At 45.0% G+C, this 21,599-nt stretch carries 19 protein-coding genes; 4 read left to right on the top strand and 15 right to left on the bottom strand.

The window, feature by feature from the left end:
* Positions 1 to 14 precede the first annotated feature (14 nt).
* Genes upp through G632_RS0117065 form a run of 4 tightly spaced genes read right to left on the bottom strand, consistent with a single transcriptional unit; the run spans position 15 to position 3,884 of the window.
* Positions 15 to 644 carry a uracil phosphoribosyltransferase gene (upp, locus tag G632_RS0117080; protein WP_022770748.1) on the bottom strand — a complete coding sequence of 210 codons (630 nt, stop codon included), beginning with the start codon at positions 642 to 644 and terminating at the stop codon, positions 15 to 17.
* A 23-nt stretch (positions 645 to 667) separates the two neighbouring features.
* A complete protein-coding gene (gene rpiB / locus G632_RS0117075) occupies positions 668 to 1,096 on the bottom strand; it encodes a ribose 5-phosphate isomerase B (protein ID WP_022770747.1) in 429 nt (142 codons plus the stop codon).
* Positions 1,097 to 1,116: 20 nt separating this feature from the next.
* Entirely contained in the window at positions 1,117 to 2,175 is a 1,059-nt protein-coding gene (locus G632_RS0117070; RefSeq protein WP_022770746.1) for an L-threonylcarbamoyladenylate synthase, read from the bottom strand.
* Positions 2,176 to 2,183: 8 nt separating this feature from the next.
* Complete coding sequence (locus tag G632_RS0117065; protein WP_022770745.1) at positions 2,184 to 3,884, bottom strand: glycosyl hydrolase family 18 protein; 1,701 nt, start codon at positions 3,882 to 3,884, stop codon at positions 2,184 to 2,186.
* A 689-nt stretch (positions 3,885 to 4,573) separates the two neighbouring features.
* On the opposite strand from G632_RS0117065, the gene G632_RS0117060 reads away from it, so the two are divergent.
* The gene (locus tag G632_RS0117060; RefSeq protein ID WP_022770744.1) at positions 4,574 to 5,371 is read left to right on the top strand and encodes an adaptor protein MecA; all 798 of its coding nucleotides are present in this window, start codon (positions 4,574 to 4,576) and stop codon (positions 5,369 to 5,371) included.
* 79 nt (positions 5,372 to 5,450) lie between these two features.
* Here G632_RS0117060 and nifJ read toward each other — a convergent pair whose 3' ends face one another.
* Positions 5,451 to 8,981, bottom strand: coding sequence for a pyruvate:ferredoxin (flavodoxin) oxidoreductase (nifJ, locus tag G632_RS0117055; RefSeq protein WP_022770743.1), 3,531 nt, complete (start codon positions 8,979 to 8,981; stop codon positions 5,451 to 5,453).
* Positions 8,982 to 9,365: 384 nt separating this feature from the next.
* Between nifJ and G632_RS0117050 the strand changes: the two genes are divergently transcribed.
* The gene (locus G632_RS0117050; protein ID WP_022766260.1) at positions 9,366 to 9,536 is read left to right on the top strand and encodes a DUF362 domain-containing protein; all 171 of its coding nucleotides are present in this window, start codon (positions 9,366 to 9,368) and stop codon (positions 9,534 to 9,536) included.
* Between the two features lie 49 nt (positions 9,537 to 9,585).
* On the opposite strand, the gene dnaB is transcribed toward G632_RS0117050, so the two are convergent.
* Genes dnaB through G632_RS0117035 form a run of 3 tightly spaced genes read right to left on the bottom strand, consistent with a single transcriptional unit; the run spans position 9,586 to position 13,433 of the window.
* The gene (gene dnaB, locus G632_RS0117045; protein WP_022770742.1) at positions 9,586 to 10,929 is read right to left on the bottom strand and encodes a replicative DNA helicase; all 1,344 of its coding nucleotides are present in this window, start codon (positions 10,927 to 10,929) and stop codon (positions 9,586 to 9,588) included.
* Between the two features lies 1 nt (position 10,930).
* On the bottom strand, positions 10,931 to 11,377 hold the full coding sequence (rplI, locus tag G632_RS0117040) for a 50S ribosomal protein L9 (protein WP_022770741.1): 447 nt from the start codon (positions 11,375 to 11,377) through the stop codon (positions 10,931 to 10,933).
* A gap of 4 nt (positions 11,378 to 11,381) precedes the next feature.
* Positions 11,382 to 13,433, bottom strand: a complete 2,052-nt coding sequence (locus G632_RS0117035; protein WP_022770740.1) for a DHH family phosphoesterase — start codon at positions 13,431 to 13,433, stop codon at positions 11,382 to 11,384.
* 211 nt (positions 13,434 to 13,644) lie between these two features.
* Between G632_RS0117035 and G632_RS21525 the strand changes: the two genes are divergently transcribed.
* Positions 13,645 to 14,034 carry a PepSY domain-containing protein gene (locus G632_RS21525; protein WP_026512671.1) on the top strand — a complete coding sequence of 130 codons (390 nt, stop codon included), beginning with the start codon at positions 13,645 to 13,647 and terminating at the stop codon, positions 14,032 to 14,034.
* 55 nt (positions 14,035 to 14,089) lie between these two features.
* On the opposite strand, the gene G632_RS0117025 is transcribed toward G632_RS21525, so the two are convergent.
* Positions 14,090 to 14,620: a YgjV family protein gene (locus G632_RS0117025; RefSeq protein ID WP_022770739.1), complete on the bottom strand. Its 531-nt coding sequence runs from the start codon at positions 14,618 to 14,620 to the stop codon at positions 14,090 to 14,092.
* Entirely contained in the window at positions 14,617 to 15,801 is a 1,185-nt protein-coding gene (locus G632_RS0117020) for an MFS transporter (protein ID WP_242826735.1), read from the bottom strand. The genes G632_RS0117025 and G632_RS0117020 overlap by 4 nt, the downstream gene beginning before the upstream one ends.
* Positions 15,802 to 15,965: 164 nt before the next feature.
* Between G632_RS0117020 and G632_RS0117015 the strand changes: the two genes are divergently transcribed.
* Positions 15,966 to 17,513 (top strand): sodium/proline symporter, encoded by a 1,548-nt coding sequence (locus G632_RS0117015; protein WP_022770737.1) that lies wholly within the window; start codon positions 15,966 to 15,968, stop codon positions 17,511 to 17,513.
* 77 nt (positions 17,514 to 17,590) lie between these two features.
* Here the strand turns inward: G632_RS0117015 and G632_RS0117010 are convergent, their stop codons facing one another.
* The 5 genes from G632_RS0117010 to G632_RS0116990 all read right to left on the bottom strand — a co-directional run bounded on the left by G632_RS0117010 (position 17,591) and on the right by G632_RS0116990 (position 20,983).
* Positions 17,591 to 18,319: an AlkZ-related protein gene (locus tag G632_RS0117010; protein WP_022770736.1), complete on the bottom strand. Its 729-nt coding sequence runs from the start codon at positions 18,317 to 18,319 to the stop codon at positions 17,591 to 17,593.
* 15 nt (positions 18,320 to 18,334) lie between these two features.
* On the bottom strand, positions 18,335 to 18,961 hold the full coding sequence (locus G632_RS0117005; RefSeq protein WP_022770735.1) for a flavodoxin family protein: 627 nt from the start codon (positions 18,959 to 18,961) through the stop codon (positions 18,335 to 18,337).
* 22 nt (positions 18,962 to 18,983) lie between these two features.
* Positions 18,984 to 19,469: a peptide-methionine (S)-S-oxide reductase MsrA gene (gene msrA, locus G632_RS0117000; RefSeq protein WP_022770734.1), complete on the bottom strand. Its 486-nt coding sequence runs from the start codon at positions 19,467 to 19,469 to the stop codon at positions 18,984 to 18,986.
* A 17-nt stretch (positions 19,470 to 19,486) separates the two neighbouring features.
* Complete coding sequence (locus G632_RS0116995) at positions 19,487 to 20,482, bottom strand: DUF4003 family protein (protein ID WP_022770733.1); 996 nt, start codon at positions 20,480 to 20,482, stop codon at positions 19,487 to 19,489.
* Positions 20,483 to 20,551: 69 nt separating this feature from the next.
* Positions 20,552 to 20,983 carry a DUF7684 family protein gene (locus G632_RS0116990; RefSeq protein ID WP_022770732.1) on the bottom strand — a complete coding sequence of 144 codons (432 nt, stop codon included), beginning with the start codon at positions 20,981 to 20,983 and terminating at the stop codon, positions 20,552 to 20,554.
* Positions 20,984 to 21,599: the final 616 nt, after the last annotated feature.

Below are 21,599 nucleotides of genomic sequence, written 5' to 3'. Positions count from 1 at the left end.
CTACAATCCTACTATTACTTGGTTCCGAAAATTCTGTCTCCTGCATCTCCAAGTCCGGGAACTATGTATCCGTGCTCGTTAAGATGCTCGTCAAGTGCTCCAACGTAAATGTCTACGTCAGGATGTGCTTCCTGCATAGCCTTAAGTCCCTCAGGAGCTGCAATGATGCACATGAAGTGAATGTGCTTGCATCCTCTGTCCTTGAGCATCTGAATAGCTGCAACTGATGATCCGCCTGTTGCCAGCATAGGGTCAACTACGAAAATCTCTCTCTCGGAAACATCTGCAGGCATCTTGCAGTAGTACTCTACAGGCTTTAAAGTCTCGGGATCTCTGTAAAGACCGATGTGACCAACCTTGGCTGTAGGAATAAGTGTAAGCATTCCGTCTACCATACCAAGTCCTGCACGAAGGATAGGTACAACGCAGAGCTTTCTGCCCTTAAGCTCCTTGACTGTTGTCTTGCAGATAGGTGTCTCTACCTCTACATCCTGAAGCTTAAGATCTCTTGTTGCCTCATAGCAGATCAGCATAGCGATCTCGCTGATGGTCTCTCTGAAATCTCTTGTTCCTGTTGTTGTTCTTCTGATAAATCCAATCTTGTGCTGGATCAAAGGATGATCCATAATTACTACTTTGCTCATACGCATCCTCCTGATTAAAATTATTATTTTTCTATCTTGGATATTCTTCTTGCATGCTTCTCAAGGCCTGAAAAAGGAGTATCCAGGAAAACATCTACGATTTCATTACCAAGGAGCTCGCCTGTCATTCCGCCGCCCATGGCAAGAACGTTGGCATCGTTATGCTCTCTTGTAAGTCTTGCTGTTGTTGTCTCGCTGCAAAGAGCGCATCTGATTCCGGGAACCTTGTTGGCTACGATTGAGATTCCGATACCTGTTGTGCAGATAACGATTCCCTTCTCGCACTCGCCTGAAGCTACAGCCTCTGCTGCTGCCCTTCCGAAGTCAGGATAGTCGCAGGAATTCTTGTCATAAGTTCCGAAATCCTTGACCTCAAAACCTCTCTCTGTGAGGTGCTTCTTAACTGATTCCTTAAGATCAAATCCGCCGTGATCACTTGCAATAGCTATCATTTCTCTCTTCTTCCTTCCACTTATAGTATTATAACATTATGGCCTGCGGCCTTCAAAAGCCTATTCATTATTGCCTGGCCGATTCCGCTCTCGTCAAAAGACTCTGAGAACATGATATCAATATTCTCATCATCAAATTCCCTGAGGACCTTAAAGAGTTCGTGGGCGATGGTCGCTTCATCTTCTCTGTTGCCTACGCTCTTAATGACATCTGCACTGTAGAGAGTACTGGTCGCATCCGTTCCGATGATGCCGACTCTCTTGCCCTCTGCCATAGCCTCTTTTGCCTTGGCATTTATATAGTCCACTACTTCCTGCTGGCTTCCCTGAACTATTGTAAGGCTTCCCTTGGGAGCGTAGTGTCTGTATTTCATTCCGGGAGCCTTGGGTTTCTCGGTTGAAGCTGCATCTATAATGGTCCTGTCAATTGTAACTTCTCCCAAAACCTCTTTTAACATATCCTGAGTGATGTAGCCGGGGCGAAGGATCATGGGCTCTTCTGATGTGAGGTCCACGATGGTTGACTCAAGACCTATACCGACCTGACCACCGTCGATGATCATCTCAATCTTGCCGGATAAATCTTCTACGCAGTATCTTGCCAGGGTGGGACTTGGGCGTCCCGATGTATTTGCACTGGGTGCTGCGATATATCCACCGGACTGTCTTATAAGCTCAAGGGCAATCTCATTGTTTGGCATACGGATTGCTACAGTATCAAGGCCTCCTGTGGTCTCGTGGGGAACCTTCTCATTCTTGTTCATTATCATGGTAAGGGGGCCGGGCCAATAGGCCTCTGCCAGCTTGTAAGCTGCCTCAGGTACCTCGTCTACTATTGCCTCCACATCCTCCATGGTTGCCACGTGGACTATCAGGGGGTTGTCTGAAGGCCTTCCCTTTGCTGCGTAGATCTTCTTTGAAGACTCGGGATTTAAGGCATCTCCGCCAAGACCGTAAACCGTCTCGGTAGGAAAGGCAACAAGCCCGCCTTCTTTTATAATATCTCCGGCCTTTTTCAAGATCTCTTTTGCCGCAGCATCAATATTGTGTTCGTCTATCTTATAAAGCTCTGTATTCATAATTCTTATCAGCCACCTACATATGAAGCGATGAGATCCCATACTTCAGGGGATTCCATGCCAAGTGACCACTCTGCGATTCCTGCTATATTATTGGCTTTCATGGAGTCGATCTTCTGTCCGAGACTTGTCTCATCTTCCATCCAGATCTGAACCAGGGTTCCGTCCTGTGTGTATTCGCCGTAGTTCTGTCCTGCCTCTGCATTCCACTGCATGTCGATGTTGTGGTTTGCAATAAATTCCTTGGCAGTCTTCATGGCAACAGCTTCGCTGGAAACCTTGCCGTCTGTGGTGCGCCAGATTCTTGTGTAGAAAGGAACTGCGTTGATGACCTTCTGCGCCGGTACATCCTCAAGAGTCTTGATGATACCGTTCTCTACATATTTAAGAGAAGCAACGGAACCGGCCTCCTGAGATCCGCCGTAGTGCTCATCATATCCCATGATGATAACATAATCAGCGAAAATCCCCTGTTCCTCAAGATCATAGTGATCGTTGAAATTCATAGGTACATAGTTATCTACTGAGAAAACAAGCCCTGCCTTTCTGCAGGCGATGGACAGCTCTCTCATGAACTGAACAAAGGACTGACCATCCTCTGTTGCGATAAGCTCAAAGTCAAGGTTGATACCGTCTGCTCCGACTGCCTGTGTCTCCTCAACTGCCTTGCTGATGATGGCTGCTCTGCTGGATGCGTGTGATAAGAACTCATGGGATGAAACTTCGCTTCCTCCGGTGAAGTTATCAAGAAGCACCCACACATCAATGCCCCTGTCATGGGCAGTGTTGACATAAGAAGATGTCGCAAAGCTTCTGATCGTTCCATCGTTATCTGTTACTGCAAGCCATGTTGGGCAAAGAACATTAAGGCTCTTAGCATTTGATAAAACATCAGTTATGGTATCATTACCTGCTACGCCTCCGATGTTATGGAAGCCCAGGTTGACCATTCCATCCTTGGAGATTCCTGTAAATTCAGGCTCTACATAATCCTCAACAGGGATAGGGCTCTTTGTGGTCTTATCCTTAAGTCTCTTGTTCTCGACATAACCGATGAAGGAGTCTGCGCTCTTAACCTTGGTCCAGTTCTCAAGCTCCTCAAGAACGATTACCTGATCACCCTTTTTTACTTCCTCAAGGACTTCACTCTTTACTCCGCCTCTTATGCGAATCTGAGTGTTCTTGGAAATAGTTGCAACCTCTTCATCCTCCCAGCTTGTGTTGAGCTGTAAGTGATTAGGGTTATCAAAACCTTCATAATAGAAGTTTGCGTATTTCTTTACATAATCAAGGGCAATGTAGAGAGTCTCTCCCTCGAGCCTTGAGATTACGTAGCTCTCTTCAGAGCTTCCTCCATCGCTGTCAGACCAGGCGTTTGTGCCGATGACATTTGTAATAACCGCTGTGGGTGTTGTGTAGAGAAGTGTTCCATCCTCTACTCCGTAATAAAAGCGGTCATTGAGGTACTTCTGAACAGAAGCAAAATCCATGTAGTAGTAGCCGTCAAAGAGCTTAGCGTGCTCTTCGATCTTCTCATTGCCTAAAATGATGGGAACGTCATTATCGCCTTCTACTCCGAAATAGGCCTCAAGATCAGCCTTCTCTGTGCTGTAGGAGTACTTCTTGAGCATCTCCTGACCCACGTAAATACCTGCAAAAATAAAAATAAGGACGATTATAATAATCGCCGGAAGTATCTTTTTCTTCATATCCTAGCTCCTTTACAATCGCCCTATATTATAACAGACTATTAAGTTTACGTCATTAATGAAAGTACTCCTATCCTGTTAACAATCTATGTTAAAACTAACTTGTTGTGCATGGTGGGGTCCATTTTGCAAAGGTTGATTGTTATTATGGATTTTCCTTTCGCCATTCGGATACCAGATTCCCAAAAGGCAATACACGTGATAAATTCCTCAAGTGAACAGTTCAGATACCCGTTTTTGATGTTGACATATTTTAATATTTAGAAGCGCCCAACCACAAATCCTTCCGCCACATATTTTGACTCGTACAAAATATGGTATAATTTAAGTAGAAATAAAAGATTTTGTTTGTCTGAATTTTGTTTGTTGTTTGTTCTTAGGGGAATCATATTTGAAACTACTAAGACATCTTACCGCATTGGTAAGAAAAAAGAAAAATAGAAGTTTAAAATTTCCCTATCACGCCTCCTTTCCGGACTTAAGTCTCGCAGGAGCGCCTCACAAGAAACAATGATAACAGCAAAATCTTAAGATTTACCGTCGAAATTTCTTAAGATTTTTTGTAGAATTCTTAAGATTTTATGTAGATGGTAGGTTTTTAGCATTAAAATGACGATATACCTATTGACATAGTATATTTAAGCACTTAATATCTATGTATTCCAAAGTCAGGAGAGGAGGTATGCATCATGAAGATTGAAAAAGTAAACGATCACCAGATCAGATGTACACTTACCAGAGATGACCTTGCGAAGAGAGACCTCAAGATTACTGAGCTTGCATATGGAACGGACAAGGCAAAAGAGCTTTTCCAGGACATGATGCAGCAGGCAAATATAGAGTTTGGATTTGACGCCGAAGATACTCCGCTTATGATCGAGGCCATTCCCATCAACTCAGAATGTATTGTCCTTATAATAACCAAGGTAGAGGATCCGGATGAACTTGATACCAGGTTCTCCAATTTCGCTCCTTCCGTTCATGAAGAGGACGAGGATGAGGACGATGAGGATGAAGACTACGAGTACGATGAGGAAGAAGAGGATGATGAAGAGGATGTGATGAGTCTTTTCAAGAGACTTCAGCACAGTAACATGAGCGACTTCATCGATACTCCTTTCGGATCACAGTCAGATTCCAAGAAGGTTAAAGAGAAAACATCCGGTCCCAAGAAAAAGGGCGTTCCAAGCAGAAAGGGATCGAGAATCTTCTCATTCAATTCCCTTCACGAGGTTACTAAATTCGCAGCAATAGTTAATCGCAAGTTCTGTGGAGTAAATACTCTCTACAAGAACGAAGCAAAAGGTAAGTACTACCTGATACTTCATCAGGGTGACATAGACAGTGCAGTATTTGCAAACATCTGCTCTCTTCTTACCGAGTACGGTCAGACAGAGATCGGCAATACAGCAGATGAGCACTATCTGGCTGAGCACTTCACTGTAGTTATCAAGGATAACGCAGTGCAGACTCTTTCAAAAATTTAACGATGTATATAAAAAAACCCCATGGCCATCGGCCATGGGGTTTTTATTATATCTGTTTAACTCTCAGATGATCGAAAGATCAATCTTTTCCGTAAAGAGCAACCAGCTTCTCAAGATAAGCTCTGTGCTCCTTAGCGTGCTCTGCAGCAGCTGCATTGAGCTTAGCAGCTCTCTCAGGATTCTTGAGCTTAAGTGAAAGGTATCTAACCTCACCATCAAGGAAGCTCTGGAAGTCCTCTGTAGCAGGCTTGGAATCAAGAGTGAACTTGTTCTCTGCCTCAGGATTGAATCTGAACATATCCCAGTATCCTGTAGCTACAGCCTTCTTCTCCTCATCCATAACCTTGTTCATGCCGGCCTTAAGACCCTGGTTGATACAAGGAGCATAAGCGATGATAAGTGAAGGTCCAGGATAAGCCTCTGCCTCTTTGATTGCGTTGATGGTCTGCTGCATGTTAGCACCCATAGCGATCTGTGCAACATATACATAACCATAGCTCATTGCGATAGAAGCAAGATCCTTCTGCTTGATCTCTTTTCCGCCTGCAGCGAACTGTGCAACAGCACCTGTAGGTGTAGCCTTAGATGACTGTCCGCCTGTATTTGAGTAAACCTCAGTGTTTACAACGAGTACGTTTACATCCTTACCGGAAGCAAGTACGTGATCGAGACCACCGAATCCGATATCGAATGCCCATCCGTCACCACCGAAGATCCACTGTGACTTCTTAGCTGCAAAGTCTTTGTTCTTAAGAACATACTTAGCTGCGTCTGAGTTATCGCCTGCAAGAGCCTCAACAAGAGCATCTGTAGCAGCGAAGTTCTCAGCACCATTTGAGAATGTATCGAGCCACTTCTGAGCAGCATCCTTAGCAGCGCCACCAGCAGCAACGATCTCCTCAACCTTCTCCTTGATTGCATCACGGAGAGCGTTCTGAGCGAGTACCATACCCATACCAAACTCAGCATTATCCTCGAACAGTGAGTTATCCCATGCAGGACCCTGTCCCTTAGCATTTACTGTGTAAGGTGTTGAAGGTGAAGAGTTACCCCAGATTGATGTACATCCTGTAGCGTTTGCAACGTACATTCTCTCACCAAAGAGCTGAGTAACAAGTTTAACGTAAGGTGTCTCACCACAACCAGCACATGCGCCTGAGAACTCAAGGAGAGGCTGCTTGAACTGTGAACCTCTGATAGATGTCTCTTTAAGCTTCTCAACAACTTCATCCTTGATAGGAAGAGTTACTGCATAATCGAAGTAAACCTGCTCGTCCTTGTTGTCTGCAATAGCACCCATCTTAAGGGTCTCACCCTGCTTGTTTCCAAGACATACATTTGCGCAAGATCCGCAACCTGTACAATCAAGAGCAGAGATAACAACTGAGAACTTGTATCCGGGAACGCCGTTAAGGTCCTTAGTCTCAAGACCTGCAGGAGCCTTAGCAACTTCGTCGTCTGTAAGAGCAACTGTACGGATTGCAGCGTGAGGACATACGAGTGAGCAGAAGCCACACTGTACGCACTTCTCAGCATTCCACTTAGGAACATTTACTGCGATACCTCTCTTCTCGTATGCAGCTGATCCTGAAGGTGTATCACCTGCAACGTAAGGAAGAACCTCTGAAACCTTAAGAGTGTTACCTTCCTGAGCGTTAACCTTTGACTGGATGTTGTTAACAAAGTCGATAACATCCTTTCTTGATCCTTCTGCCTTCTTGAACTCAAGACCCTCATCCTGTGCGTTAGCCCATGACTCAGGAATCTCTACCTTGATAAGGTTCTTAGGATCTGCACCGGCATCGATAGCATCCCAGTTCTTCTTAACAACATCTTCACCCTTACGGCCGTATGTCTTCTGAGCAGCGTCCTTCATGAACTTGATAGCGTCTTCCTCAGGAATGATCTTTGTGATATTGAAGAATGCTGACTGAAGAATTGTGTTAATTCTTGTAGGTCCCATTCCAACCTCAACACCGATCTTAGAACCGTTCATGATGTAGAAGTTGATCTTGTGGTCATACATGAACTTCTTAACCTGGCCGGGGATCTCAGTCTCAAGCTGATCTACTGTCCAAGGGCAGTTAAGAAGGAATGATCCTCCATCAACAAGCTCCTGAACCATGTTGAACTTGCGGATGTATGAAGGATTGTGGCAAGCTACGAAGTCTGCCTTCTTGATGAGGTAAGTTGACTTGATAGGCTTCTTACCAAATCTAAGGTGAGACATTGTAACACCGCCTGACTTCTTAGAGTCATAATCGAAGTATGCCTGAGCATACATGTCTGTGTTATCACCAATGATCTTGATGGAGTTCTTGTTAGCACCAACAGTACCGTCAGCACCAAGACCCCAGAACTTGCAGTTTGTTGTTCCCTCAGGTGTTGTAACGAGAGGTGCACCGGCATCAAGTGAAAGATTTGTTACATCATCTTCGATACCGATTGTGAACTCTTCCTTAGTATCGTTGTTGAATACAGCAACGATCTGAGCAGGAGTTGTATCCTTTGAACCAAGGCCGTAACGTCCGCAGAATACAGGAACTGACTCAAACTTTGTTCCCTTAAGAGCTGCGATAACATCAAGAGCAAGAGGCTCACGGTATGAACCGGGCTCCTTAGTTCTGTCGAGAACTTCGATTCTCTTAACTGAATCAGGGATAGCATCAACAAGAGCCTTAGCTGAGAAAGGTCTGTAAAGTCTAACCTTTACAACACCAACCTTCTTGCCCTGCTTCTCAAGGTAATCGATTGTCTCTTCGATTGTATCGTTTACAGAACCCATAGCTACGATAACTACCTCTGCGTTAGGATCGCCGTAGTAGTTGAAGAGCTTGTAATCTGTACCAATCTTAGCATTAACCTTGTCCATGTACTTCTGAACAATTGCAGGAAGCTCGTTGTAACCTGTGTTACAAGCTTCTCTTGTCTGGAAGAAGATATCAGGGTTCTGAGCTGAGCCCATCTGACAAGGATGATTAGGATTGAGAGCGCCAGCCTTGAAAGCATCGATTGCTTCATGGTTAACCATCTCATCGAGATCCTTATAATCCCATACTTCGATCTTCTGAATCTCGTGTGAAGTACGGAATCCATCAAAGAAGTTAATAAAAGGAATTCTGCCTTCGATTGCTGCGCAGTAAGCAACAGGTGTTAAGTCCATAACCTCCTGTACACTAGAATCGCAGAGCATAGCAGCACCAGTCTGGCGGCAAGCATATACGTCAGAGTGATCACCGAAGATGTTAAGAGCGTGAGAAGCTACGCAACGAGCTGATACGTTGAATACGCCTGGAAGTCTCTCACCAGCTACCTTGTAGATATCAGGGATCATAAGAAGAAGTCCCTGAGAAGCTGTGTATGTAGATGTAAGAGCACCTACTACCAGTGATCCGTGTACAGCACCTGCTGCACCAGCCTCAGACTGCATCTCAGTAATCTGAACTGTACGGCCGAAAATGTTTTTCTTTCCGGCTGTTGCCCACTCATCTACATGCTCAGGCATAACAGATGATGGTGTGATTGGGTACATAGCGGCAACTTCAGTGAATGCATATGAAGCATATGCAGCAGCTTCGTTACCGTCCATGGTTTTCATGTTTCTTGCCATTTTAATTCCTCCTACCTTATTATATTGTGAGTTCTTGGCTTTTTACACAATTGTCAGTATACGACAATAAGTGTTGTAAAAACTTGATTAGAATCAAAAACGCGCAAAAACACCGTCCACACTCTTTTTCCTCCCATAGAAAACAGCTGTGTACGGATGAAATGCACGTATTCTGCCGTCTTCCATAGTACCATTTTTATAAAAGATTGTCAGCCAATTTATAATATTTTTATCAATTAATCTGATAAAAGTTTTCGTTATTGTTATTGATTAATCACTTTTTCTATATTATGATAAATAAGTAACAAAGGCAGGTATGGCTAAGCCGCTTTGTTATGCTACACATTAGTAGTAACTTTTTTATTTATGGAAGGAGAATTTATTATGGCATACGTTATTAGTGATGGTTGCATCAGCTGCGGATCATGCGCTGCTCAGTGCCCTGTTTCAGCTATTTCTCAGGGAGACACACAGTACGTTATCGACGCTGACACATGTATCGATTGCGGATCATGTGCTGCTCAGTGCCCTGTTTCAGCTATCTCTCAGGGTTAATTGAATACAAAAACATGAGCCTTTCGGCATCTGCCGAAAGGCTCTTTTTTTATCTTCCTTTTTCAAGATTGGCGAACTTAGTGAACTGCGGAAGCCACATAAGCTCTACCGTTCCGATTGGGCCGTTTCTCTGCTTGGCAATAATGATGTCAGCAACGCCCTTCTTCTCGGTGTCTTTATTGTAGTAGTCATCTCTGTAGATGAACATTACCATATCCGCATCCTGCTCGATGGCTCCGGACTCACGAAGGTCTGAAAGCATGGGCCTGTGATCGGGTCTTTGCTCAACCGCACGGGAGAGCTGTGAGAGGGCTACAACAGGAACGTTTAGTTCTCTGGCAAGTGCCTTAAGGGCACGTGAAATGTCTGAAATCTCCTGCTGTCTTGATTCAGAACTTCTTCCTGTTCCTCCTGTCATGAGCTGCAGGTAGTCGATCATGATTACCTGAAGGCCAAACTCCATCTTGTACTTTCTGCACTTTGAACGGAGCTCCTGGATTGAGATACCGGGAGTATCGTCGATGATAAGTCTGCTCTTTCCCACTACATCAGCGCTCTCGATGAGGTTCTCCCAGTCCATGTCCGACATGTTGCCGGTACGGATGTGCTGTGAATCAACGTGGGACTCCATGGACAACAGACGGTTTACCAGCTGCTCCTTACTCATCTCGAGTGAGAAGATGGCAACACACTTATCGTCATGGAAAGCCATGTGCTCAGCGATGTTAAGAACGAACGCCGTCTTACCCATTGAAGGTCTCGCTGCGATAAGTATAAGATCCGAAGGCTGGAAGCCTGCTGTGTCATAATCAAGATCTGTAAAGCCGGTGGCATGGCCCGTTACGTTTCCTGTGGTCTTGCTGGCTTTCTCTATTCTGTCCAGAGCGTTCATAACGATCTTGTCGATGGCGACGAACTCTCCGGTGTTTCTCTTTTGTGTTATCTGGAATACGCTCTTTTCAGCATCATTGAGGATTCCTTCCATGTCATCTGCATTGTTGTAGCAGTTGTTGATGGTATCTTCGCTGACGTGGATGAGCTTTCTGAGTGTGGACTTCTCAGCAACGATCTGGGCATAGTACTTGACGTTGGCAGAGGTGGGCACAGCATCAACGAGGCTTGCCAGATACTCTGCGCTGCTGGTCTGCGCCGATACGTTCTTGTCCCTTAGTCTGTCCTGAAGTGTGACAACATCCACCACTCTTCCGTCAGCCTCAATCTCCTCCATGGTCTGGAACAGTATTCCAAGTTGTTTGTTATAGAAGTCATCTGCCGTTATTATCTCAGATGCTACGTGAATGGCTTCCCTGTCAAGAAGCATGGCGCCCACAACGGACTGCTCAGCTTCAAGGCTGTTTGGTGCCACTCTTTTCAGAATGGTCTCTTCCTGCATATTACTGTTCCTTTACCTGAACCTTCAAAGTGGTTGTAACCTGTGGATGAAGCTTAACGGGAATCTCGTAGGTGCCGAAAGCCTTGATGGGCTCAGGCATCTGAAGTTTCTTCTTATCAATGTCAAATCCGAACTGCTGCTTGGCGGCTGTCACGATCTCTTTTGACGAAACAGAGCCGAATACTCTTCCGCCTTCACCGGCCTTCATTGTGAGCTGAACTGTCTTCTCTGCAATCTTCTCACCGTAAGCCTTGGCTTCGTCGAGCTGCTGTTTGGCAACGATTGAATCCCTCTTCTGCTGGTTCTTGAGCTCGTTAAGGTTCTTCTGCGTAGCCTCTACGCCCAGCTTCTTGGGGATAAGCATATTCTTGGCATATCCGTCGCTAACCTTAACGACTTCGCCCTTTTTTCCTAAACTCTTTACGTCTTCTAATAAAATAACCTGCATTATATTACAATTCTCCTTCTTCTAGCATTTTATCAAGTGTCTTCTTAAGTGTGGCAATGGCCTCGTTGACTGAGACGCCTTCCATCTGACATCCGGCGCTGCTCATGTGGCCGCCTCCGCCGAGCTTCTCCATGATAACCTGTACGTTGACTTCATCGATGGATCTGGCGCTGACATATACCTGATTCTGGTAGTCAGTGCATACAAAGCTGGCTCTTACTCCCTTGATGTTCAAAAGTTCATTGGCTGCCTGAGCGCCAACGATGGTCGGGCTTGAAATATCGTCATTGGTAAGAACCGATATTGCAAATCTGCCCTTGTAGATCTCTGCCTGACTTACTGCGTCAGCCTTGGCCTTGTACTCGCCTACGTCCTCTCTAAAGAGCTTTCTTACTCTTGTTACGTCTGCGCCGTTTCTGCGAAGGAACGCTGCTGCCTCAAAGGTTCTGACACCGGTCTTGTTCATGAAGTTGTTGGTGTCTACCATGATACCTGAGTAGAGACTGTCAGCCTCTTCTGCGTGGATCTTGACGTTGTCACCGATGTACTGAAGGATCTCCGATACCATCTCACAAGCTGATGAAGCATATGGCTCAACATAGGAAAGAGTGGCATTCTCTATAACCTCTGCACCCTGCCTGTGGTGATCGAGAACAACTATGGTCTTGCAGAATCTAAGAAGCTCAGGGCACTCGGTAATGCTGGGCTTATTAACATCAACTACCACAAGAACCGTGTTGTTGCCTGCCATATCAATGGCCTGCTGATTGGATATGATCATGTCATCCTCGTACTCGGGATTAGACTTAAACAGGTCAACCAGTGGCTGCATGGAAGTTGTGACATCGTTCAAAACGATGTGACACTTCTTGTCCAGAGTCTTGGCAATTCTGTAGATACCAACGGAGGATCCGAAGCTGTCCACATCACCCATTCTGTGTCCCATTACGATGACATCGTCTTTGCCTGAAATGATCTCTCGAAGGGCGTGAGCTTTAACTCTTGCCTTAACCCTTGTACTCTTCTCGATCTGCTGACTCTTGCCTCCGTAGTAGGAGATGCTGTCCGCAGTCTTGACAACCGCCTGGTCTCCGCCTCGGCCGAGAGCAACGTCGATGGCGTTTCTTGCAAACTCGTAATTCTGCGCATAGGAGAGTCCGTTAAGACCGATACCGATACTCAAGGTAACTGCCATCTCATTACCGATATTGACGGTCTTTACATCCTCTAAGATATCAAATCGCTGTTCCCTCAAAAGCTCACATGACTTCTTGGGCATTACAACGAAGTACTTATCCTTCTCAATCTTCTTGGTAATACCGTTACAGGAAGCGATATACTTGTTGATCTTACGGTCGATAAGAGCTGTCAAAAGAGATCTTCTTACTTCCTCTACGCTGTCCAGCGCCTCTTCGTAGTTATCAAGATAAATAAGTCCTGCTGCCAGTGACTGATTATCTACTTCCTGAATTGCCAGCTTAAGTGCTGTCTCATCAAACAGATAAACAGCTATAAGACTTCCGTCGTACCCCTCGGCATCAATGATGTCGCTGTTGGTCGCCATCTCTTTTAACGAGATCCTCTTGAGCTTCATGGTGTAGTTACTGTTCTCGTATTCGAGTTCGTAGGAGAGCTCCTCATAACCAACCGGGAACTTATCTACCGTGATAGTCGGGAAAAGAGATGTTATAGACTTTCTGTATCCTCTCTCCTGATGAACGATCTTCTCAAACGCCGAGTTGGTCCAGACAACCTTGCCGGTGTCATCAAGTACAGCATGGGCAAGGTCCAGTTCCCTCAGGAGCTTCTTCTGGATCTGACCGTACTCCGTAGCAAAGCTGACAAGCTCATTCATAATGATGGGCTTGCTGTAGAAATGCATATATAAAACCGCAATGAAATAAAGTCCTGTGAACGCAAGAAGAATCAGACCGGCAGTGATACTGACAGTAAACACCGCCAGATTGACCAGCGCCAGCAGGATTCCAAGATATGTAAAGACGCGAAAATAAGACTTAAGTCTCCCCTTTAGTTTTACTCTGTTCTTACCAGCCATATTTCTAGTCCTCTTCCCCCAACGTATTGGACATTAGATGCAAAATTATCACTAATATAGTATAGCATAAAACCCATTTGATGGGGCAGACGAATTACTTTTAAGGTAGTGTGACAGTTTTGTGATTTTAGTTTTGTTATTCTTAACCTATCAAAAGACAACAACGCTTCAGAGAAGCAAATAAAAATAGCACATAAAGGAGAATAAAATTATGAAGAAGACTATGATCACAAGAGCAGCAACACTTATGGCAACAGTAGCTATAGCAGTTACGGCATTACCCATGACAGCATTTGCAGCACGTCCATGTCACAGTGGACAAGGAAGAGACGGAAAGAAATACGCTCCGGTATATACCACAACTACAACTCCTACAACAACACAGACTTTCACAGGCCCTGTTACAAAGGATCAGGCTCTTCAGATAGCACTCACACATGCAGGATACAAGCAGAGCGAAGTGCAGTTTCCTATAGTTAAGAAAGATTATGATGATGGAATGGAAGTTTGGGAAGTAGAATTCCACAAGGGATTTATTGAATACAATTACGATATCGAAGTTTCAACAGGACAGATCGTAGATTTTGACATTGACGATTAACATTTCTTTTTCATACATACACAAAAATAAGGGAAGGACGAAAGTCCTTCCTTTCTTATTGTATATCTTCAGCCTTTTTTGCTTTTTCTTTCCTGGAGTCCATGATCATTTTGATGAGTGTGACTGTGCTGGTTACAACTGTAAGAGCATCGAAAGCAGCACCGGTATAGGACTTCAGGACAAAGTGATAGATCGCCCAGGGCACAAATGAAAGTGTCACAAGGAGCTTAAACTTAACAGGGTCCTTGATATCCATAAATATAATATAGACGGTGCAGACTGCTGCCGGAATAATTCCAAGAAATCCCTGGTCATTGAGGGCGATGGTAAATCCTATGGATGCAACTATAAGAATTATCTTCCACGCAAGATTCAGCTTGTCCTTGTAGCACAGGAAATTCCTGAAGCAGGAAAGGACGTTGCTGACAGCGCCTGTCACTCCCCCGAGAAGGAGCATGCTCACAGCCTGCATAAGGAGCTGGATGGTCTGCACAATAAGAATCCTGCTCTTTTTCTTGATGGCGCCGGATCCTACCTGGACTATGGCAGCCACGAAATCTATTATGTTCGCAATGATAATGTTCATTTTATGTTGATACCCTTCTTTACTTTTCTTACTAATATCATGATGAAGATCATGTCGATGAAAAGAGCTATCGCAATGCTTCCGACTCCTGTTGCGATGCCAAAATCATCGGCGATAAAACCAACTATAGAAGGCATGATTATAGACCCGAAACTGGCTGTTGTCAAAATGAAGCTCCAGGCAAGGCTGTATTTCTTGATGAGTTCTCCGGCAAAAGACACTGTGGTTGCGTAAATTCCTGCCATGGAAAAGCCAAAGCCCATGATCCCTATAACGATAGGAGTCGTTGATCTGGACATGATAAGCACGATGAAGAAGAGCACAATTCCGATGCCCATGGCCGGCAGAAGATTTTCTTTTCTGACTTTGGTAGAAAGGAAGGCTGTCGTCAGTCTTCCGCACAGTATCATTATCCATAGGATGCTGGCTGTGCTCTGTGCAAGGTTTGGAGGCAAAAGACCTGTATCCTTAAAATAGGTGATCATCCAGCCGATTACTCCCTGCTCAGCGCAGAGATAGAAAAACAGTGTAGCTGTGACAATGTAAAATATGGGTTCACTGAAAAACCCAAAAGTATTGCCGGCTTTTTTCTCTTTCTTTTGGTCAAGCTCTTTTACCTCATCCTGATCCTCAGGGATCATGTAGTACATAACGCAGGTAAGGACACCCAAAACCACCAGGAAGATGCAGGCATAAACCCAGTTAGTGCTCTGAGTCCTTGTGATCATCATAAGGATCAGCGGAAATGCGAAGGCTCCGACAGCAAAGCAGGCATGGAGGCAGTTAAGAGCCCAGGCCATTCCTGTTGCTATTGAGTTTATCTTGGTGTTGCAGTAGTTACTTGATGCGCCTCTTGCAACTCCCGTTGCGAAGAAAGCAAATGCCAGAAGAAATCTGTTTCCTCCAAAGAGCATTATGAGAAATGACAATGGGAAAAAGATCTCGAAGAGGAGAATACTCTTTTTCCTTCCTATAAGCATAGGAAGCGCTCCGGAGAAGAAGCTTGAAAAGAGATTTCCCACGGAGTGAAGGCTTACTATAAGTCCGCAAAATGCATAGTCAAGCCCATGAGCATCTCTCAAAAAAGGCAGAAGGGAGCCGATGGACAGCGCCAGCATTCCGTTTGTCAAAAAGACTGCAAAGCATAGTATGAATTGTTTTCTCTTTATCTTATCGTTCACTGTAATTATTCCTTTTTTATTTTCAATTTTCAGCCACAACCCATTATACTGAAGAAATCTTTTTTAATAAATGAAGATATTATACAATTTGTAGTTTTATTTACCTCTTTAATGTGTTAACATGGTGAAGTGAAACATGTATGAAAAAAGAAAGGGGAAACAACATGACATCATCACAAATTGGAATTATCATCTCAATTCTTGTGTATCTCTGTGGAATGCTTCTTGTGGGCTTTGTGAGTTCCAAGGATACCAACGACGTCAAAGACTTTTATCTGGGCGGAAGAAAGCTCGGTCCCTTCGTCACTGCCATGAGTGCAGAGGCTTCCGACATGAGCTCTTACCTTCTTATGGGAGTTCCCGGACTTGCTTACTTTTCAGGTATTGCCGACGCAGGCTGGACAGCTTTCGGTCTTATCGTCGGAACCTATCTCAACTGGCTCTTTACCGCAAAGAGGCTTCGTAACTACACAGAGTCTCTGGATGCCATAACCATCCCTGATTACTTTAAAAAGCGCTTCAATGACAAGAGCAATGTAATCCTTTGCATCGGCGCTGCATTTATCCTTATATTCTTCGTACCTTATACAGCATCAGGATTCTCTGCCTGCGGTAAGCTCTTTTCATCACTGTTCGGCGTTAACTATCAGCTTGCAATGATCGTATCCGCAGTCATCATCGTGGGCTACACCACAACCGGCGGATTCCTTGCTGCTTCCAAGACAGACTTTATCCAGTCAATAGTTATGACTGCTGCCCTTGCCTTTGTTGTATGCTTCGGTATCAACGCAGCCGGCGGTATTGCTGCTGTTTCCGAAAATGCCAAGAGCCTTCCGGGATTCCTCGATGTAAGTGCAACCTACAACAATGCCACAGGTGCAGCTGACTCCTACGGCTTCTTTAACAAGGTAACAATGTTCTGCTGGGGACTCGGATATTTCGGAATGCCTCATATCCTGCTGAGATTCATGGCTGTCAGAAAGTCATCAGAGCTTAAGCTCTCAAGAAGAATTGCATCCGTATGGGTTGTATTCTCACTTGGTGTTGCCGTTATCCTCGGCGTTATCGGAAGAGCAATGACTCAGACCGGCGCTCTTGAATCACTCATCGAAGATCCAACCAGCTCATCAAAGGCAGAGACACTTATCGTTGTTCTTGCAAATCAGATTAGCCAGTACAATTTCCTCTTTGCTCTTATAGCAGGTATCATCATCGCGGGCATCCTTGCTTCAACAATGTCAACTGCAGACTCACAGCTCATCGCAGCATCTTCTGCAGTTTCTGAGAACATTGTTCAGGATACCCTTGGCATTAAGCTCTCCGAGCGCGCAGCTATGCTGACTGCAAGAATTACTCTTATCGCTGTTGCTGTATTTGGTGTTGTTATCGCATGGAATCCCAACAGCTCAGTATTTGGTATCGTATCCTTTGCCTGGGCAGGCTTCGGCGCAGTATTCGGCCCGGCTATGATCCTGTCTCTCTACTGGAAAAGAGCTAACAAGTTCGGAGCAATTGCCGGAATGATTTCAGGTGGTGCAATGGTATTCATCTGGAAATATCTGGTAAGACCTCTCGGTGGTGTTTGGAACCTCTATGAACTTGCTCCTGCTTTCCTTGTTGCAATCATCGTGATCGTGGTTGTAAGTCTTCTTACACCGGCACCTGATGATGACATGGTAGCTAAGTTCGAGCATGTTTCAAAGATGTCTTAACATACAGTCATAAATCCCAAATTCTTAAAAAAGAGCTGTCATCCCGTTCTGGGATGGCAGCTCTTTGATTTACCTATTTAACTAATGCCCAGGACCTTTTTCATCTGCGCAGAAGTGGCGATCGGATAAATGTCTTTCATGTGTTCTGCAATGCGTGCTCCGGAGTCGGCAGATGACTCTCTATACGCAGATGTCAAATGATCATATCCCCACAAGGTCTCAGGCTTGGTGTAGATTGCTATTGGCCAGCCGTAGAGCTCGCCCTTCTTGTTCCTCCTCTGCCTGAAGTCCCGAACGCAGAGATAGGTCTTCATCTGAAGGTCGGTGATGGTTCCGTCAAAGCCCTTTTCTCCGCCCTTGCCAAAACCTGCACGGGCTTTAAGTTCATTGGAATATATCTCCTGCTCAAGCTCAAGTACATCCATGATCTTCTTCTGGCGCCTTGAAGCCTTCTCATCGTCCCAAAGGGCATCAAAGTCATAACCGTCGCGCCTGTGATTTGCAAAATACGGAAGCCACTGTTTGGAGATAAAGCCTGCTTTCTTATCAAAGAACTTGCCATAGGCAACCTCTGTGCTTCGCGCAATAAGTTCTCTCCACTCCCAGGGGTCAACCTCCGGATCTCCGCACCACCAGTAGTCCGGCACTGTGCGCTCCTCCAGCGAGAATCCCGGAATATCATTTTTAAACAATGGCAAAAAGCCTGTCTCATTTATGTAGTTGATCGCATCCCGGACAGTATGCAGGCATTCCGGATCATTCCAGTCAACACCGTACATTATCCAGGTTCCGTTTTCATTTCCCATGCCTTGCCTCTGTTATTACTTGCCATCAGGGAAGCTTGTGAAGAAGTCTCTCTCCACCAAAGGCTCGCCATATTTCTCTTTTGCATCAGCAAATGCCTTGATCATAAAGGACATATTTCTGGCCAGATTTCTCATGGTCTGAAGGCCTTCAAGATCCTTCTCAACATCTTCTCTTGAGAAGCCGTGCACCTGATTCCAGTATGTACTGGGTGCAACAGGCATTCCGCTGATAGTGAAGTATTTGTTCAGCGCATCAAAGGTTGCTGTATTGCCGCCTCTTCTGCAGCTGACTACCGCGGCGCCCACCTTGAGATGCTTGGAGAAAGATGTGCTGTAAAAGAGTCTGTCCATAAACGAAAGGATAGTTCCGTTGGGAGAAGCATAATAAACAGGGCTTCCGACAACAAGGCCGTCAGCATCCTTAAACTTCTCTGCTACCTCGTTTACAAGGTCATTAAATACGCACTTTCTATTCTTTTCACAAAAGCCGCAGGATACGCATCCGCGGATATCCTGATTTCCAACCTGGATAACCTCAGTATCAACTCCCTCTTGTGAAAAGACATTTACCATCTCCTCCAGTGCTCTGGCTGTACAGCCGTTTGCGTGAGGACTGCCGTTTAACAGTAATACCTTTGCCATAAGAACCTCCTGATCATCTGCTTTATACCTTTTTCCTGCCGGACTCTATAAGCTCTTTCTCAAAAGCCTCAGGGTTCTTCAGGTAGTAGTCCTGATGATACTCCTCAGCTTCGTAAAAGCTCTTAAACTTCTCAATTGCAATTCGGGCGCGCTTTCCCGACTCCTCTTCCAGTTTTCTAATACGAGCCTGTGCCCTTAGCTTCTCTTCCTCTGTGGTGTAGTAGATCGCCAGGGTATAGGAGAATCCCTTGTCGATAAACTGTCCCTCTCCGTCGTATGGATCAACGTTTGCCAGGAAGATATCCAGGAGCTTGTCATATGTCACCTTCTCGGAATCATATTCAAGCATAATAGTCTCGCGATGCCCTGTCTTCTGAGCCTTAACATCTTCATATTTGGGATCAACCTCATCCCCTCCGGAATATCCGCAGACCACCTTGTCTACTCCGTACATCTTATAGATCGGTGTGACGCACCAAAAGCATCCACCGGCAAAATATGCTCTCATAACTGTCCTGCCTTTCATCAATGTGATGAAGAAGTTGTTGCGGAAGAAGTACTTGCAGCCATAATAGCAACTAGCATTGCTGTCTGCTCTGCAACTACTCTTGCTACAGCTCCGCTTATAACAGACGCTCCGACCTTGTAGTTCTCGTCTGAATTGTCTCCTGCAACCATCATGGTTCCAAACATAAGTCTTGTAGCCTTGCCCATGTCAAAGGCACCAAAGCCCTTATTGCCCTTTAAGTAATCAGCTGTCTCTACGACCTCTGCTGCAATATCGTCAGATCCGGCATTAAGGCCAATAAGTGTTCCCAAAGAAGCCAGTTCATAGCCCTTGCCATACTTAGCTCCTGCTGCGGCAAAAGCATCAAAAATTTCTATAGCCTTGTCTGCCTTGTCCTGTGCACCACCTTCGTATGAAGTAAGAACCTGGCTCAGTGAATATACTGCATTGTCATGAAGTGAAAACTTCTTCTTAAGGCACTGATAGGTCTCCTCAAGCTCTTCCAGGATGTCTTCTGTCTTCTTGCCGCTTATGGCGAGAAGAACGGCAAAAGAGGTATCCTCATCCGATGTAAGGAACGGATGGACCTTATTCATGCCCTTTAATATCTCGTTAGTCTTCTCAATAATAGCATCTGCCTCAGAAGCTTTACCCACATCGCAAATAGTCATGGCAGCAAGTGCTCTGTAATTGGATCCCCAGAACTTGCCCTTCTGGAACTTCTTATATACTCCTGTAACATCCTCGAGATAGCGCTCGGGATCTGCACTGAGAGCCATTTTCGATGTTACTATGAGCTCGCTGTTGCCTCTGAACTCTGAGAATATTCCCTCTTTCTTCTTGAGGATCTTATGGCACTCTTTGAGCATCTCAACATCGGCGTCCCTATCCTTCTCAGCGAAGGTAGCAGCTGCTATGGCAGCAATGCTGCCATTCTCGAGCCAATAACCCTTATGAATCAGTTTCCAGTTCTCGATTAAAAGATCACATTTTCTTGTAATTGCTTCCCTCATTGTTGCTCCTCCTGTAGATGTCGTTGTTAAGCAATATTATAAATGTCTTTTATGTATAATTTATGAACATCATGCCTCTTCCAAGACATTCTGACACTCTCTGATAAGGGACATATTGCTGCAGAGGATCAGCACCTCATTCCAGCATGTATAAACTTCGTCTGCAAGAGATTCGATATCCTCAAATCTCCACATAACTGCGAAGTCCTCATAGCCTGTGATATCGTTGAAGCCGTTGATCTCACGATCCGCCTCATCAAATACTCTCTGCCATTCATCGGATGCTGTTCCGCAAAATGCCACGTTCTTGCAGCCCTTCTTGAGGATCACGTCTGCCAGCTCCTTGATAAGACTCTCATCTATGATCTCGTCAGTCACGATTATCACTGTGTGATTGGAAAGGTCCCTGAGGTTCTTCCTGTTATCAAAGATCCTGCGATTAAAGATCCCAAAAGAAATATTCTGGTTTAAGGTATCCTCTGTATATATGTGCTGAATCATGGTAACTCCTCCTTCTCAATCAATGAAGCTTTTTTCTGTTATACACAGCTTAGCAAGGATTGAGTCCCATTTTCAGTACAGTGAGTCAGTGGGGACGTTTCAGTTTGACTCATTTTGAGTCGCCGAGGCGGCATTCTTCAACATATCGTCCCATTTTCTATACCAATCGGGCACTTTTTCGGCTATATGTAGAAAGATTTTGCATCCAAAATTTTAGAGCACCAAATTTTCTACGCCCACAGCCAAGTTTTTGTCATATATATAGAAAGTTGTAAAGACTTCTTCTACAAATTCTATACCCACAAGGTACTTTTTTTCATATATGTAGAAAAAATGAGCATCTGCATTTTTTAACTTCAATATTTTCTATACCCACACGATACTTTTTCTGATATATGTAGAAAATTTGGTGAATGAAACTTATTCAACATCACAACTACCAGACTACAGGTCCTTTGTGATGCATCACTGACCAATTCAAGGTAATCGCCATAGTCTCCGCATCCCCCGTGCCCCACTTTACCGGCCCGCCTTAGTGACCGACCGCTCATATAAATACCGGAGTCAAGGGACAGTACGCTGGGCGCCGCCCTTTGGCGCCCGGGCAGCCCTTGGG

Origin of the sequence: Butyrivibrio sp. NC2007, from assembly GCF_000421405.1 — a bacterium.
Classification (GTDB): Bacteria; Bacillota; Clostridia; order Lachnospirales; family Lachnospiraceae; genus Butyrivibrio.
This window is presented reverse-complemented; position numbering and strand designations above follow the sequence as displayed.

Bases quoted from the DNA above. Each gene is read 5' to 3' on its own strand.
- upp (WP_022770748.1), bottom strand. From the start codon at position 644: ATGAGCAAAGTAGTAATTATGGATCATCCTTTGATCCAGCACAAGATT.
- rpiB (WP_022770747.1), bottom strand. From the start codon at position 1,096: ATGATAGCTATTGCAAGTGATCACGGCGGATTTGATCTTAAGGAATCA.
- G632_RS0117070 (WP_022770746.1), bottom strand. From the start codon at position 2,175: ATGAATACAGAGCTTTATAAGATAGACGAACACAATATTGATGCTGCG.
- G632_RS0117065 (WP_022770745.1), bottom strand. From the start codon at position 3,884: ATGAAGAAAAAGATACTTCCGGCGATTATTATAATCGTCCTTATTTTT.
- G632_RS0117060 (WP_022770744.1), top strand. From the start codon at position 4,574: ATGAAGATTGAAAAAGTAAACGATCACCAGATCAGATGTACACTTACC.
- nifJ (WP_022770743.1), bottom strand. From the start codon at position 8,981: ATGGCAAGAAACATGAAAACCATGGACGGTAACGAAGCTGCTGCATAT.
- G632_RS0117050 (WP_022766260.1), top strand. From the start codon at position 9,366: ATGGCATACGTTATTAGTGATGGTTGCATCAGCTGCGGATCATGCGCT.
- dnaB (WP_022770742.1), bottom strand. From the start codon at position 10,929: ATGCAGGAAGAGACCATTCTGAAAAGAGTGGCACCAAACAGCCTTGAA.
- rplI (WP_022770741.1), bottom strand. From the start codon at position 11,377: ATGCAGGTTATTTTATTAGAAGACGTAAAGAGTTTAGGAAAAAAGGGC.
- G632_RS0117035 (WP_022770740.1), bottom strand. From the start codon at position 13,433: ATGGCTGGTAAGAACAGAGTAAAACTAAAGGGGAGACTTAAGTCTTAT.
- G632_RS21525 (WP_026512671.1), top strand. From the start codon at position 13,645: ATGAAGAAGACTATGATCACAAGAGCAGCAACACTTATGGCAACAGTA.
- G632_RS0117025 (WP_022770739.1), bottom strand. From the start codon at position 14,620: ATGAACATTATCATTGCGAACATAATAGATTTCGTGGCTGCCATAGTC.
- G632_RS0117015 (WP_022770737.1), top strand. From the start codon at position 15,966: ATGACATCATCACAAATTGGAATTATCATCTCAATTCTTGTGTATCTC.
- G632_RS0117010 (WP_022770736.1), bottom strand. From the start codon at position 18,319: ATGGGAAATGAAAACGGAACCTGGATAATGTACGGTGTTGACTGGAAT.
- G632_RS0117005 (WP_022770735.1), bottom strand. From the start codon at position 18,961: ATGGCAAAGGTATTACTGTTAAACGGCAGTCCTCACGCAAACGGCTGT.
- msrA (WP_022770734.1), bottom strand. From the start codon at position 19,469: ATGAGAGCATATTTTGCCGGTGGATGCTTTTGGTGCGTCACACCGATC.
- G632_RS0116995 (WP_022770733.1), bottom strand. From the start codon at position 20,482: ATGAGGGAAGCAATTACAAGAAAATGTGATCTTTTAATCGAGAACTGG.
- G632_RS0116990 (WP_022770732.1), bottom strand. From the start codon at position 20,983: ATGATTCAGCACATATATACAGAGGATACCTTAAACCAGAATATTTCT.